Here is a 13,382-nt window from a genome sequence, read left to right as displayed (position 1 = left end):
GTCAGGCGGCGCTCACCTCGATGCGCCGCGGTTGCGCATGGGCCTGCTTTGGCACGCGCAAGGTCAGCACGCCGTCCTTCAGGTTGGCCTCGATGCGGCCGGTGTCGAGCTCGCGGCTCAGCGTGAAGTTGCGGCGGAAGCGCGGGACGCTGACCTCGGCCCACAGCGCACGCATGTCGGACGGCATGTCCAGCTCGACCCGGCCCTCGACGGACAGGGTGTCGCCGTCGAGCTTGACGTCGAGCCGGTCCTTCGACACGCCGGGCATGTCCGCCAGCAAGGTGATGCCGCCTGCGTCTTCGAAGATGTCCACCGCCGGCGACACCGGACGCTCGTTCGCGCCGGCAGACGTGGCAGTCGTCAGTTCAGTGTGGTCAGCCATGTCGGTACTCCTCGATGTTCGAGCCAGATGGAAATCGCGTCACTGCACGGCGATGCGTTGCGGCTGCGCCGCTGCACTCAACGCGATGCTGACGCGCAGGATGCCGTCGCGGTACTTCGCCTGGACCTTCAGCGGGTCGACGTCGTCCGGCAAGGTGACGGCGCGCGAAAAGCGCCCCTCGGGCCGCTCGTTCGCATACAGCTGGATCTGGACGTCGCGCTGCGGAATCGCAGAGGCCCTCGAGCCCGAGATCTTCAGCACGTTGCGCTCGATGGTCACGTCGATCGATGCGGCGTCGATGCCCGGTGCGAATGCGAACACCTCGATGCTGGTCGGCGTGCGCCCGACGTTGATCTCGGGAAACGCGCCATAGGCGACCGACCGGATGCTGCCCGGTGCTCCTTCGAGGCCGAACGACCTCGACAGCAGCCGCTGCATGGTTTCGAGTTGCTCCGACAGGCGCTGAGGCCGCGTGTGCATGTTTTCAAGCATGGTGAGCTCCTTCAGGTTGGGTTGATCCGGCTGCGAGGCAGCCGGGCGCGGAGGCAGAGGTCGCGCGGACGCGCCGCAAGGTGTCCCGCGTCAGCAGGTAGGCCGTCCACTGGCGTTCGCTCATCGCGGGCGACCGTCGAGTCGCGACGCGACGCGGGGAATGCGGTTGGCGATCAGGTGCGTGCGTATGAGCCATGATTCAGTCCTCTTCCGAATCGGTGGGTGGCGTGGGCTACGACGCATCAACTAGGAGCGCGGTTGACGCCTTTCAAGGCGCGGAAAAGTCAGTGAAAACCCTGATTCGCCGGTCGTGCGGTGCCCCCGGGCGTTGGATCGTTTCCGGCTCCAGGGTCCGCGGCCGCGCTAGAACTTGAAGACCAGGCCCACCTCGGCCTTTTGTTGCGTGAAGCGATCGCGGCCACTGCCGCGCGCGCCGTAGTGGGCGTACTCGACCGTTGCCGAGACCTGCGACGCGAGCTTCCATTCCAGGCCGCCGCCGACCATCGGCCGAACATACGTCTCGCGATCGGACTGGCCTGACGAGTCGTGCACGCCCAGCCGGTTCAGCGCCACGCCGAACTTGCCGAACAGCGCGAACGATTCGCCCAGGGGCATCTGGGCACGGGCGGCTGCATAGACGAGATCGGCGGAGAGCCTGACCTGGTAGGTCGAGCCTGGCGTGGGGTCGGCCGCGTGCCAGCTGCCGAAAGCGCCGTAGCCGAGCTCGGCCGCCCAGGTGGGCGTGAACTGCAGGCCGGCGTAGAGCTTCATCGCGCGCGGGTGGTTGTCGTTGGGCACGCTGCGGCCGTTGATATCGAAGTTCGCTTCGCCCGGCGTGGCGAGGTTGATGCCGACATAGTGGGCGGGCGAGGGGTCGGCGGCGTGGGCCGAGGCAGCAGCTGCGAGGACGGCAGCGGCAAGAAGCGGGGTTCTCAAGAAGGGCTCCGGTCGGTTGAAAGTGACCGGTCCATTGTTGAAAACCGCGCCTTAAGGGACGCCCAAGGCCGAGGCCGGCAGGTGCAGCTCGAAGCGCGCACCGTGGCCGTCCGGCCGCGCGAGACCGTCGCCGACCGTGACCCGCGCCCCGAGCCGCTCGGCAGCCCGCGCCACGATGGCGAGGCCCAGGCCGGTGCCCTGCACATCGTGACTCGCGCCGCGCCAGAAGCGCTCGAACACCAGGGGGCGGTCGGCCGGCGCGATGCCTGGGCCGTCGTCGGCCACACCGAGACGCGGACCGTCGGGGGCCAGCTGAAGGCTCACCTCGACACGCCCGCCCGGGCCGACATAGCGCAAGGCGTTGTCGAGCAGGTTCTGCAGCACCGAGTGCAGCGCTGCCGCGTCGACGCGAACCGGCATCTGCTCGGGCGCGGCCAACGCCAGCGCAATGCCGCGCCCGCGCGCCGCGGCGGCCTGCTCGGCCAGCCGGTCCGCGCAGAAGTGGGCCAGGTCGAGGGCGGCCGGCACGGCGGGACGGTCGTTGTCGAGGCTGGCCAGGTCCAACAACTGGCGCGACAGATGGGCGCTGCGCTGGATGGCCTGCTGCAGCGCGGCCGCGGCCTGGGCGCGCGATGCGGCATCGTCCGCCTGCACCAGCGCGTGGGCCTGCGTTGCCACCACGGCCAGCGGCGTGCGCAACTCGTGCGCGGCTTCGTGGACGAAGGCCCGTTCGCGTGCGCGGTGCTGGCGCAGGCGTTGCAGCAGCGCGTCGAACGCCTGTCCCAACGGGCGAAGCTCACCGTAGCGGAAGTCCACGTCCAGCGGTGCGAGGTCTTGCTTCAGCTCCAGTTCGTGCAGCCGGCGCGCAAACCGGCGCAGCGGCGCCAGGCCCGTGTGCACGGCCACCCACAGCGGCAGCAGCATCAGCGGGAAGCCCAGCAGCAGCTGCTTGCCCAGTTCCCAGCTGGCAAAACCCAGCAGGCTGGCCCGCGACAGGGCCGGCTCGGCCAGGCGCAGCGACCAGCGCGGGCTGTCCTGCCGGTAGGTCCAGTAGGTCTTGCCGGCGATCGCGTGTTCGCCGACGCCCGGCTCACGCGCACCATCGGGCGGCAGCTTGTTGGCAAGCAGGAGAGCCTCGACAGCGGGCCAGTCGGCGGAAGTGGCCTGGCGGATGGAGACGGAAGCGTTCAGCAGCATGATTTCGATTCCTTGGCGGGCTCCCGCGCCTCGGGCGGCAAGCAGCACATGGCGGCCTGGTCGTCGCGCAACGCGCGCAGGAGCAGCAACAACGATTTCTCGACGGTCGTGCGATCACGATCACTCAAGCTGCCCAGCAGCTGCTGGGCATGCGCGTCGAGGGTCTGGTTCAGCTCAATGACCGTCCGCTCGCCTTCGGCGGTGAGCGTGACGAGCCAGCTCCTTGCGTCGGACGGATTCGGTTCCTTGGTCACCAATCCACGCTCGACCATCGCGTCGACCGCGCGTGACACCCAGCTCTTCTCCAGCGTCACCCGTGTGCCAAGTTCGGACAACGGCAAAGGCCCCGATCGCCCCAGCTCGGTCAGCAGGTGGCACTGCGTGTTGGTGGTGCGGCAGCAATCGGCGACCACGCGTTGTGCTCGCGTGTACATGCGGGCGACCTCGCGCAGCAGCGCACCGGGATTGGCTTCGGACATTTGGGTGTGGATAGCAACTATTTGCTCGCACCTTAGGCTCCGTCGACTAGGTTGTCAATAGCAACTACCTGGACCAAAGAAACGGGGCGCCGCCCCGCTCGCTGCCACCCTCAGATTGCTCGCTGGTTCACCCGCTTCGAGAGAGCTTCCGCGCTCTCCTTGCGTTCGCTGTAGCGGTCGACCAGGTACGGCCCCAGGTCGCGCGTCAACAGCGTGAACTTGAACAGCTCTTCCATCACGTCGACCACGCGGTCGTAGAACGCCGAGGGTTTCATGCGTCCGTCGTCGTTGAACTCCAGGAATGCCTTCGCCACCGACGACTGGTTCGGGATCGTCAGCATGCGCATCCAACGCCCCAGCACGCGCATCTGGTTGACCGCGTTGAAAGACTGCGAGCCGCCGGACACCTGCATCACCGCCAGCGTCTTGCCTTGCGTAGGTCGTACCGCGCCAGAGGTCAGCGGGATCCAGTCGATCTGCGACTTCATGACGCCCGACATCGCACCGTGCCTCTCGGGCGACGACCACACCATGCCCTCCGACCAGGTGGCCAGCTCGCGCAGTTCCTGCACCTTGGGATGGCTGTCCGGCGCTCCATCGGGAAGCGGCAAGCCCGCAGGATTGAAGATGCGAACTTCGCCGCCCATGGCTTCGAGCAGGCGCGCCGCCTCGAAGGCCAGCAGCCGGCTGTATGAGCGCTCACGCAGCGACCCGTAGAGCATCAGGAACCGCGGACGGTGCTGCGATGGCGCGTCGGCGCGCAGACGCTCATGCGTCGGGATGTCAAAGAGCGCGGCATCGAGTGCCGGGAACACGTCCCGCGTGCCTTCCGGGATATCGCTCATGCCTAGCCCTCGCTGTGCTCGTACCAGTGCTGACTGCGATTCACGACCGCCACGACCGCCAGCATCACCGGCACCTCGATCAGCACGCCCACGACCGTCGCGAGCGCCGCGCCGGACTGGAAGCCGAACAGGCTGATCGCGGTGGCCACTGCCAGCTCGAAGAAGTTGCTGGCGCCGATCAAGGCCGACGGTCCAGCCACGCAGTGCTGCACTCCGAGCTTGCGGTTCAGCCAGTACGCGAGACCGGAGTTCAGCACGACCTGGATCAAGATGGGCACCGCCAGCAAGGCGATCACGAGCGGCTGCTTGATGATGGCTTCGCCCTGGAAAGCGAACAGCAGCACCAGCGTCAGCAGCAGCGCGGAGATCGAGTACGGTCCGAGGCGAGAGGCAACGGCTTGGAAATGCCCTGTGCCGCGCCTGAGCAGCGCCTTGCGCCAGGCCTGTGCGATTACCACCGGCACCACGATGTAGAGGCCGACGGAGGTCAGCAGGGTGTCCCACGGCACGGTGATCGACGAGAGGCCCAACAGCAGCGCCACGATCGGTGCAAAGGCCACCACCATGATCGCGTCATTGAGCGCGACTTGCGACAGCGTGAAATACGGGTCGCCCTTGCACAGCTGGCTCCACACGAAAACCATCGCGGTGCATGGCGCCGCCGCCAGCAGGATCAAGCCGGCGATGTAGCTGTCGAGCTGCGCTGCCGGCAACCATGGCGCGAACACGTGGCGCACGAAGATCCATCCGAGGAGCGCCATCGAGAACGGCTTGACGGCCCAGTTGATGAACAACGTGACGCCGATGCCGCGTGCGTGCGCCTTCACCTGGCCGAGCGCCGCGAAGTCGATCTTGAGCAGCATCGGGATGATCATCACCCAGATCAGCACACCGACGGGCAGGTTGACCTTCGCGACCTCCATCGCGGCGATGCCCTTGAACAGACCCGGCAGCAGTTGGCCCAGCGCGATGCCGGTGACGATGCACAGCGCCACCCAGACGGTCAGGTAACGCTCGAAGAAGGAGATGGCTGGAGCCGCGGCCTTGGCCTCCGATCCATTCGCCAGTGGTGATGCGCTCATGCTCAGCTCTCCGCGATGGAGGTCAAGGCGCGCTGCAGATCAGCGTCGCTCATCGTGCCCAGTGGGAGCTGCAGCAGCTGCAGCATGCGATAGCCGATCGCCTGGCGGGTCAACTCGAAAGCCCGGGCCTTGTCCGCCTCCGGGGCATTGGAGGGATCAGGGTAGCCCCAGTGCATCTTGACCGGGCTCCCGGGCCAGTAGGGACACTGTTCCGCCGCCGCGCTGTCGCACACGGTGATCACGATGCGCATCTTCGGAGTGCCCTCGCCCACGAATTCGTCCCAGCTCTTACTGCGGTAGCCGCTCGTGTCGACGCCGGCCGAACCGAGCGCCTCGAGCGCGAAGGGGTTGATGCGGCCACTCGGCGCGCTGCCGGCGCTGAATGCGCGCACATCCTTGCCCAGCTTGTGCGCCCAGTGATTCAGCATGCCCTCGCCCAGCACGCTGCGCGCCGAGTTGTGGGTGCAAAGGATCAGGATGTTGGTTGTCATGTCGAAGCGGAGCAGATGTCCGTCATGGCCGTTTAGGAGTGAAGTCCGGACGCGAGTCACGGACGAAGCCGTTCTTGTTGGGCATGTCGATCTTCGGCAACGACCGCTCATCGAGCACTGTCGACTCGCTGACGATGGCGTTCAGATACAGCACGTACGCCGTCACGGCGTAGACCTCGCCGACGCTCAGCGAGCCAGGCTGCGGATACGGCATGGCTCGTCGGGTGTAGTCCCACAGCGTCGTGGCATGCGGCCAGTAGCTGCCGATAGTGAGTTCGGGCCGGGACGAACGCAAGCTCCCTCGCCCGCCGGCCAAGGCGGGATAGTTGTCGTCACCCTCCCCCTTGGGACCATGGCAACCCGCGCAACGCAGTGCATAGACGTCGCGACCTTCTCGGACGCTGCCGCTGCCTTTCGGCAAGCCGGCGCCGTCCGGGAACACGGTGAGATCCGATTGCGCAACCTCGCTGCGAGGGACCTCTCGGCCGACTCCGAATGGCCGATCATTCGCGCGTGTTCCCGCGGTGCCTGATATCAAGAATGCCCAGGCGAAGGCCAAGACGGCGGCGCGCCTCCTAGACATGGGACACCTCGCCACCGGGCAAGACATGCCAAGCCTTGATGCCGTTGTAGTGATTGAACCCGTCCGGCCCTTCGTTCATCCCGCGCACTGCGATCACCTCGTCCCGCGCAGGCTGGCGATCGCCCGTTTCATCTGTCGCACGAGACAGAAGATGAGCACCTCCGCCGTCCCATTGCCACGGCGCGGTAAAGCGCGTGAGCGATCTGTCGAGCACCGGTTGCTGCAGCGTCGCCAGGCGCCAAGATAGCCCGCCATCAGCGGAAACTTCGACCTTCGCCACCTTGCCTCGGCCGGACCAAGCAAGGCCGGATATCTCGTGAAAGCCTGGCCCTGACAGACGTTGCCCACCACTGGGCCGCAGGATCACAGATTTCACGTCCATCTCGAAGCTGAACTGCCGCGCACGACCGTCGGGCATCAGGTCTGTGTAGCTTGCCGCCTCGTCGCGGGACATCGCTGGCGTAGTGGCCAGCTGCAATCGCTGCAGCCACTTGACGTTCACGTTGCCTTCCCAGCCCGGGACGACCAGCCGGACCGGGTACCCCTGTTCTGGCCGAATCGGTTCACCGTTCTGCGCATACGCCACGAGCACATCAGTCATGGCCTTCTCAAGCGGAATGCTGCGCGAATGACGCCCTGCATCGGCACCTTCTGCGACTACCCAACGAGCCTCGGAATGCACTCCCGCTTCAGTCAGCAAGGTGCTGAGCAGGACGCCCGTCCACTCACTGCAGCTCACGAGGCCGTGGCTCTTCTGAGCAGTCTCCCCTGGATTCCCTTTGTGCTCACGACCACTGTTCCCAGCGCATTCGATGAAGTGGATGCGCGATACCGAAGGCAGTCGGCGCAGGTCTGCCACGCTGAAGCTCAGAGCCCGATGCGTGAGGCCATGGATCATGATCGCGTGCCGATCGGCGTCGATGTCCGGCACACCCGAATGGTGGCGCTCAAAGTGCAGCGCCGACGGCGTGATGATCCCGTGCGTGTCCTGCAACGGCGTTCGACTGGCGCCGGTCCCTGGTGTGATGCTGGACGCGAAGTAGCGCTGCGAGCGCACTGCAACCGCGCGTTCCCCGTATGCTCGCCGTCCCTCGCCCAAAGCTCGCTCGTCCTGGCCATGCGCTGATGTCACCGATGCAGGTGCAGCCAAGATTCCCGCGAGGAGTCCGCGACGGTTCATGTTCAGCGGGCTCCGATGTTTCGAACCTCGCGCTGGATGGCCATGGCATCGAGCGACGTCAAGGGCAATGCCAACATCAGCTCAATACGGCGCTTCAGGGTGACAGTCACGTCCTTGAAGGCTTGCAACTTGGCATCCTCGGCGCCGATGGCTGCCGCCGGGTCCGGCACGCCCCAGTGCGCCGTCACGGGTTGGCCCGGCCAGACGGGGCAGACCTCGCCGGCTGCGTTGTCGCAGACGGTAAACACGAAGTCCATCGGGACCACACCGGGCGCTGCGAACTCACTCCAGTTCTTGCTTCGGAATCCGTCACTGGGTATGCGCAGTTGGGCCAGTGCCCTCAACGCCAAGGGGTTCACGACGCCCGTTGGGTGACTTCCCGCTGAGTAAGCCTTGAAGCGTCCTACGCCCAGGCTGTTCAGCAGGCCCTCAGCAATGATCGAGCGCGCAGAGTTACCTGTGCAGATGAACAGCACGTTGTAGATCTTGGAGGTCATGGTCTTGCCCGGTTTGGTGGAAGCTGCTCAGCAGGCGCACGTGCCAGAAGTGGCACCTTCAACCGCACAGGCGACGCCCTGGCAGCAGTTCTCAGTGAGATAGGTCAGGAGCGAATTCATCTCGCCGTAGTTCGCGCGGTAGATCAGATTGCGACTCGCCCGCTCTTGCGACACCAGCCCGGCATTGACCAACTCCTTCAAGTGGAAGGACAGAGTTGCGGCAGGAACCCCAAGTGCTTCCTGGATTGCGCCAGGAGTGAGCCCAGTCTCGCCAACGATGACCAGCGCCCGGAAAACACGCAGTCGCAATGGCTGCGCCAAGGCAGATAGCGCTTTGATCACTTCATTTTCTTCCATCATTCTACTTTATTGGAATTAATGAATAAATGCAAGTCGATGATCAAGGCAACCCTCCTGCAGGGAAAACACCGGAGTCGACGCAACTTGCGGGCCGAGCGACGGAAATGCTGCGGTTGCTGCCGTTGGCGCTATGTCGTCGACTGTCTGCAGCTAGCCTGAAGCGGCCGGCCGGGCCTCGCTCAAAAGTGCGACTCCCAAGTAGCCAAGTACGTTAGCTGTGCCCACCGATCAAAGCGCGAGATTCGATCGGCGCTTGAAGGGCATCAAGCCTGATTTCCCCAGGACATCATCCCCCGCGCACTCGCGCAGCACGTCCGTTCCCAATGAACATACCCAAGATCAGCGCCAGCACCGCGGCTTGGGCCAGCAGCCCGACGGCAGACGGATAGATCCCTAGTAGCTCGAACCTCGGCGCAGACAGCCCACTAGGCGCAATCCATCCTGCCTCCTGCAACGCGGCGATCCCCTTGCCGGTCAGGACAACCGCCAGGACGGCCACCAGCCACGAACTCGCTGAGAAGAACTTCCCGATGGGCATCTTCGCGCTGAATCGCAGCATCACCACCGTGACGAGCACCAGGCAGGCCACACCAGCGGCCAAGCCTGCGAGGATCGCCCCGTTGTTCCCTTGCCCCCACAGCGCTGCGTAGAAAAGGATGGTCTCGAACACTTCGCGGTACACCGCCACGAAGGCCAGTCCGAACATGAAGAACGCGGACTTGCGGTTCAGTGCCGCAGACATCCGCTCCCGCAGGTAGGCCTGCCACTGACCTGCGACGCTCTTCTGATGCATCCAGACGCCCACGCTCAGCAGAACCGCCGCCGCGAACAGGCTGGACAGGCCTTCGGTCACCTCGCGGTTGGCGCCACTGATGGTCACCAGGTAGGTGGCTGCGACCCACGTCACGCCTCCGGCCGCCAAAGCAGCGATCCAACCTGCATGGACGTATGCCAACGCGTCCGGGCGTTCCGCCTTGCGCAGAAACGCGATCATGGCGATCACGACCAGCAGCGCCTCGATGCCTTCGCGAAGGAGGATGGTCAAGCTGCCGAAGAAGGCAGCAGTCGAATCGGCCTGGGAGGCTGCTAGCGCCTTGTCGGCGTTGATGAACAGCTGCTCGATGGATGCGGCGGCTGCCTTGGTTTCGTCCTGCGATCCTGCGCCGGCCAGCAATGAGCGGTAGCGGCCCATCTGGACTTCGATGCTGTCCTTCAGCGCGCTGTCGCGGGCTGCCAGTGCCTGCTCATACGGCTCGACACCATCGAGGTAGGAGGACAACGCCAAGTCCTGGGCCTTCTTGGCGTCTCCACCCTGGTAGGCGAGCAGGCTTTCATGCAGGCGCTCACGGGCCAACGCCAGGCTGCTCGAGCTTGCTTTCGAGAGCGCCTGCGGCTGCAAATGCAGATACGCCATGACAGCGCCGGCATCACTCGCGCCCAGAGCCCGGCCCAAGTCGTCCTCGGTGAGGCTGACGAAGTGCTCGACGCTGCTCACCTCGGCTGCGACCTTGCCTCCCGCGGACCAGAGCTTCTCGCCCTGTTCAACCTGCTGCCTGTCATGGGAGAACGACCCCGCGTAGATCGCAAGCGCCCAACGCTCCTGGTCGGACAGCTGGCCAAACGCCGGCATGGACGTGCCCGGAATCCCCTGGGTCACGGCCTGGTACAGCGCGAAGACGCTGCGCTGGCGAGCACGTTCCTTGTCCGTGAATGCGATGGGCGGAGGATCCAGCGCCTTCCCGACCGGCCCATCACCGTTGCCTGTGGCGCCATGACAGCTCGCGCAATTGGCGGCGTACAACTTGCCGCCGACTTGGACATCGGGAATGCTCGTCGGCGACAGCGGAACCGGATAGGCCGCGAGCAAATGCGCACCGAGCGACTTCGCTCGCGCCGCCACATCTGCAGGATCTGCCTTTGCCTTGATCGCGGCTTCGAGCTGCGTAGCCTGAGTCACGAGTTCGGCCTGCGGGGGCTTGGCATCGAGCGTGGAAATCTTCGTGCGCGCGGTCCGTGCGAACTCGGTCATCTCCGCGTACTCGGACTCCGAGACCACCTTCCCGTCCTTGACCGCACCGGCGTAATCGACCGCGAGGTAGTCGAGGATCTGCCAGACGCGTTTCACGTCCGCTTCGCTGGCATGGGCGGACGGCAGGAAGGCCACCACGAAGCCCAACAGAAGGGTCGAGGCGAAGCGCCGGATGAAGATAGTGAGACTCATTCTTGATTCTGGATAAAAAACAAGGCCCGCGCAGAGCAGCGGACCTTGGGTGGTTTCAGCGAGGGGTTTTCAGCAGACGCAGGCCATTGAACACCACCAGCAGGCTGGCGCCCATGTCGGCAAACACAGCCATCCACATGGACGCACTGCCGAAGACTGCCCAGCCGAAGAAAACAACCTTGATGCCCAGCGCGATGGCGATGTTCTGCCAGAGGATGGCGTAGGTCCGCTTGGACAGGCGGATCGACTCGGGCACCTTGCGCAGGTCATCGTTCATGATGAGGACGTCGGCTGCCTCCTTGGCAGTGTCAGTTCCGGCCGCACCCATCGAGAAACCGATCTCCGCGGCCGCCAGGGACGGACTGTCGTTGACGCCGTCGCCCACCATGCCGACCTGCTCGCCGTCGTTCTTGAGCGCTTCGACCACCTTCTGCTTGTCCTGGGGCAGCAGCCCCGCGCGAACGTCTTCGATGCCAAGCTCCTTGGCGATGGCCTGCGCCGTGGACGGGTTGTCGCCAGTGAGCATGATGGGCCGCACACCCAGCGCTTTCAGTTCTGCCACGGCCTGCTTGCTGCTTTCCTTGGTCGTGTCGGCGACCGCGAAGAGCGCCAACGCGCCACTGTCACTGGCCAGCACCGACAGCGTCCTGCCGCGGGATTCGTGATCTTGCATGAGGGCCTCAAGCTCCGGCGAGCACTGGCCTCGCTCATGGATCCATCGATGGTTGCCCAGTACATAGCGCTGCCCGTCGACTGTCCCGTGCACCCCCTTGCCGAGTTCCGCACCGAAGTCGAGCACGTCCGAGGTCGACCCGCTCAGGCCAGCCGCGACCGCCTTGGAAACCGGGTGGTCGGAGCGCGCAGCAAGGCTTCGGGCGATGCGCACGACACGCTCTTCGACCACCTCTTTGGCCACGATGACATGGGCAACAAGTTTGGGCTTGCCTTCGGTCAACGTGCCTGTCTTGTCCAGACACAGAACCGTCAGCTTGCGTGCCTGCTCCAGGTACACACCGCCCTTGATCAGGATGCCGCGGCGCGCCGCGGCTGCCAGCCCACTCACCACGGTCACCGGCGTCGAGATGACCAGTGCGCAGGGGCAAGCGATGACGAGCAGAACCAGCGCCTTGTAGACGGCATCCATCCAGGCCCAGCCGAGGAGCATTGGTGTGCCGATGGCGACCGCAAGCGCGAGGAGGAACACACCCGGCGTGTAGACCGCGGCGAAGCGGTCGACGAGCCGCTGAGTCGGCGCCCGTTGCCCCTGTGCTTCCTCCACGGCGTGGATGATGCGAGCCAGGACGGTGTCAGTGGCATCGCTCGTCACCTCGAACTCCAGCGAGCCGCTCTGGTTGATGGTTCCAGCGAACACGGTATCGCCCGGCCCCTTGTCCACCGGGATGCTTTCGCCGGTGACGGGCGATTGGTCCACCGCACCTTGGCCGGTGGTCACCCGACCGTCCAGGGCGAATCGCTCACCGGGCTTGACCCGCGCAACCGCTCCAACATTCACCGAGTTGGCGGGTGTGGTCAACCAGGTCCCGTCTGCTTGCCTAATCTCGGCCTGAGGCGGCGATAACGCGAGCAGGCCTGCGATCGCGTTGCGTGCCCGGTCGACCGAGCGCGCCTCGATAAGCTCGGCCAGCGAGTACAAGGCCATCACCATCGCCGCTTCCGGCCACTGCCCGATGACGAACGCCCCGATGACAGCGACGCTCATCAGCGCGTTGATGTTCAGCTGCCCACGCAGCAACGCCGACAAGCCCTTCCTGAAGACCATCAGTCCGGACAGCGCAATGGCAAGCGCTGCAACGCCCATTCCCGCCAGCTTCCAGAAGGATGTCTCCGGCGCAAAGTAGTTGACACCCTCCGCGGCGGTGGCAATCACAAGCGCCGCGATGAGTCTGATGAACTCGGTCCGCTGCGCTTTGGCGGTCTCCGCAACGGCCGGTGGAGCGGACAGCGTCTCGGTGGTGAATCCAAGCGCCTGGATTGCCGCGATGACGGGCTCCTGCGACGCCGACGGCACCTCCAGGCTCAACGTCCGCCCAGGTAGGTTGAACTGCAGGCGGCCCACCTGGGGAAACCGTTCCAGCGCGCGCCGGATCTGTCCTTCTTCCGTGGGGCAGTCCATCTGCGGGATGCGCAGCAACAGCCCACCCGCGATCTCGGCCGGTTCCCGGGCCACGGCCGTTGCCGGAGCGGCCAAGACCGGGCTGCAGCAGGCGTCGACGGGCGGCAACGGCGCCGCTGCGCTTTTCGGCGCGCTGCCAGTGAACGGCTGCGTGGCAAAGCCCAATCCCCGGACGGCCGCGATCACCTGATCCCAGATGGATTCGGGCGCCTGGACGGCCAGGGTTCCCTTGGCCAGGTCGAACGTCACCCCGGTCACACCGGGGACGCGTTCAATCGCTGCCTGGATGGGGCGTGCTTCGTTTGGACAATCCATCTCCGGGACATGGAGGCGCAGCGTCGGCGGCGGCACGTCCACGGTGGCATGGGAACCGCAGCAGCTGGAACCGCTCGAAGCGCTGATGGGCTGGGGTTCAGGGTTCGGGACAACGCTCACCGGATCATTTCTGCTCATGAGCAGGATTTGAAACCCTGAAGTGACTACAGAGTCAAGCGGCGAGACCT

Annotated in this window: 14 protein-coding genes; all 14 read right to left on the bottom strand. The window is 65.3% G+C overall.

Annotated elements, in window-relative coordinates; translation table 11 throughout:
- Nucleotide 1: 1 nt before the first annotated feature.
- The 14 genes from ASC98_RS05705 to ASC98_RS05640 all read right to left on the bottom strand — a co-directional run bounded on the left by ASC98_RS05705 (nucleotide 2) and on the right by ASC98_RS05640 (nucleotide 13,332).
- Nucleotides 2-382 carry an Hsp20/alpha crystallin family protein gene (locus tag ASC98_RS05705; RefSeq protein WP_056807360.1) on the bottom strand — a complete coding sequence of 127 codons (381 nt, stop codon included), beginning with the start codon at nucleotides 380-382 and terminating at the stop codon, nucleotides 2-4.
- A 39-nt stretch (nucleotides 383-421) separates the two neighbouring features.
- Entirely contained in the window at nucleotides 422-874 is a 453-nt protein-coding gene (locus ASC98_RS05700) for an Hsp20/alpha crystallin family protein (RefSeq protein ID WP_056807357.1), read from the bottom strand.
- A 363-nt stretch (nucleotides 875-1,237) separates the two neighbouring features.
- Complete coding sequence (locus ASC98_RS05695; RefSeq protein WP_056807354.1) at nucleotides 1,238-1,810, bottom strand: outer membrane beta-barrel protein; 573 nt, start codon at nucleotides 1,808-1,810, stop codon at nucleotides 1,238-1,240.
- A gap of 51 nt (nucleotides 1,811-1,861) precedes the next feature.
- Nucleotides 1,862-3,007: a sensor histidine kinase KdpD gene (locus tag ASC98_RS05690; protein ID WP_056819734.1), complete on the bottom strand. Its 1,146-nt coding sequence runs from the start codon at nucleotides 3,005-3,007 to the stop codon at nucleotides 1,862-1,864.
- Nucleotides 2,998-3,486 (bottom strand): MarR family winged helix-turn-helix transcriptional regulator, encoded by a 489-nt coding sequence (locus tag ASC98_RS05685; protein ID WP_056812859.1) that lies wholly within the window; start codon nucleotides 3,484-3,486, stop codon nucleotides 2,998-3,000. Before ASC98_RS05685 ends, ASC98_RS05690 begins: the two co-directional genes overlap by 10 nt.
- Before the next feature lie 110 nt (nucleotides 3,487-3,596).
- Complete coding sequence (gene arsH / locus ASC98_RS05680; protein WP_056812862.1) at nucleotides 3,597-4,331, bottom strand: arsenical resistance protein ArsH; 735 nt, start codon at nucleotides 4,329-4,331, stop codon at nucleotides 3,597-3,599.
- Between the two features lie 2 nt (nucleotides 4,332-4,333).
- Nucleotides 4,334-5,413, bottom strand: a complete 1,080-nt coding sequence (gene arsB, locus ASC98_RS05675) for an ACR3 family arsenite efflux transporter (RefSeq protein ID WP_056812866.1) — start codon at nucleotides 5,411-5,413, stop codon at nucleotides 4,334-4,336.
- Nucleotides 5,414-5,415: 2 nt separating this feature from the next.
- Nucleotides 5,416-5,904 (bottom strand): arsenate reductase ArsC, encoded by a 489-nt coding sequence (locus tag ASC98_RS05670; protein ID WP_056812869.1) that lies wholly within the window; start codon nucleotides 5,902-5,904, stop codon nucleotides 5,416-5,418.
- A gap of 22 nt (nucleotides 5,905-5,926) precedes the next feature.
- Entirely contained in the window at nucleotides 5,927-6,346 is a 420-nt protein-coding gene (locus ASC98_RS05665) for a c-type cytochrome (RefSeq protein ID WP_235581184.1), read from the bottom strand.
- 133 nt (nucleotides 6,347-6,479) lie between these two features.
- Nucleotides 6,480-7,667, bottom strand: coding sequence for a sulfite dehydrogenase (gene soxC / locus ASC98_RS05660; protein ID WP_082541708.1), 1,188 nt, complete (start codon nucleotides 7,665-7,667; stop codon nucleotides 6,480-6,482).
- A gap of 2 nt (nucleotides 7,668-7,669) precedes the next feature.
- Nucleotides 7,670-8,164 carry an arsenate reductase ArsC gene (locus tag ASC98_RS05655; RefSeq protein ID WP_056819730.1) on the bottom strand — a complete coding sequence of 165 codons (495 nt, stop codon included), beginning with the start codon at nucleotides 8,162-8,164 and terminating at the stop codon, nucleotides 7,670-7,672.
- Nucleotides 8,165-8,191: 27 nt separating this feature from the next.
- Nucleotides 8,192-8,521, bottom strand: coding sequence for a helix-turn-helix transcriptional regulator (locus tag ASC98_RS05650; RefSeq protein ID WP_056812961.1), 330 nt, complete (start codon nucleotides 8,519-8,521; stop codon nucleotides 8,192-8,194).
- Between the two features lie 289 nt (nucleotides 8,522-8,810).
- Nucleotides 8,811-10,745 carry a cytochrome c/FTR1 family iron permease gene (locus ASC98_RS05645; RefSeq protein WP_056819727.1) on the bottom strand — a complete coding sequence of 645 codons (1,935 nt, stop codon included), beginning with the start codon at nucleotides 10,743-10,745 and terminating at the stop codon, nucleotides 8,811-8,813.
- Nucleotides 10,746-10,800: 55 nt separating this feature from the next.
- Nucleotides 10,801-13,332: a heavy metal translocating P-type ATPase gene (locus tag ASC98_RS05640; protein WP_157597770.1), complete on the bottom strand. Its 2,532-nt coding sequence runs from the start codon at nucleotides 13,330-13,332 to the stop codon at nucleotides 10,801-10,803.
- Nucleotides 13,333-13,382: the final 50 nt, after the last annotated feature.

Source organism: Rhizobacter sp. Root1238 (genome assembly GCF_001425825.1).
GTDB lineage: Bacteria > Pseudomonadota > Gammaproteobacteria > Burkholderiales > Burkholderiaceae_C > Rhizobacter.
The sequence above is the reverse complement of the archived record's forward strand: the minus strand, read 5'-3'. Positions and strand labels throughout refer to the sequence as shown.

What these genes read in the sequence shown, in the direction of transcription:
- ASC98_RS05655 (WP_056819730.1), bottom strand. Translation starts at nt 8,164, where the DNA reads ATGACCTCCAAGATCTACAACGTGCTGTTCATCTGCACAGGTAACTCT.
- soxC (WP_082541708.1), bottom strand. Translation starts at nt 7,667, where the DNA reads ATGAACCGTCGCGGACTCCTCGCGGGAATCTTGGCTGCACCTGCATCG.
- arsB (WP_056812866.1), bottom strand. Translation starts at nt 5,413, where the DNA reads ATGAGCGCATCACCACTGGCGAATGGATCGGAGGCCAAGGCCGCGGCT.
- ASC98_RS05685 (WP_056812859.1), bottom strand. Translation starts at nt 3,486, where the DNA reads ATGTCCGAAGCCAATCCCGGTGCGCTGCTGCGCGAGGTCGCCCGCATG.
- ASC98_RS05645 (WP_056819727.1), bottom strand. Translation starts at nt 10,745, where the DNA reads ATGAGTCTCACTATCTTCATCCGGCGCTTCGCCTCGACCCTTCTGTTG.
- ASC98_RS05650 (WP_056812961.1), bottom strand. Translation starts at nt 8,521, where the DNA reads ATGGAAGAAAATGAAGTGATCAAAGCGCTATCTGCCTTGGCGCAGCCA.
- ASC98_RS05700 (WP_056807357.1), bottom strand. Translation starts at nt 874, where the DNA reads ATGCTTGAAAACATGCACACGCGGCCTCAGCGCCTGTCGGAGCAACTC.
- arsH (WP_056812862.1), bottom strand. Translation starts at nt 4,331, where the DNA reads ATGAGCGATATCCCGGAAGGCACGCGGGACGTGTTCCCGGCACTCGAT.
- ASC98_RS05670 (WP_056812869.1), bottom strand. Translation starts at nt 5,904, where the DNA reads ATGACAACCAACATCCTGATCCTTTGCACCCACAACTCGGCGCGCAGC.
- ASC98_RS05705 (WP_056807360.1), bottom strand. Translation starts at nt 382, where the DNA reads ATGGCTGACCACACTGAACTGACGACTGCCACGTCTGCCGGCGCGAAC.
- ASC98_RS05690 (WP_056819734.1), bottom strand. Translation starts at nt 3,007, where the DNA reads ATGCTGCTGAACGCTTCCGTCTCCATCCGCCAGGCCACTTCCGCCGAC.
- ASC98_RS05640 (WP_157597770.1), bottom strand. Translation starts at nt 13,332, where the DNA reads ATGAGCAGAAATGATCCGGTGAGCGTTGTCCCGAACCCTGAACCCCAG.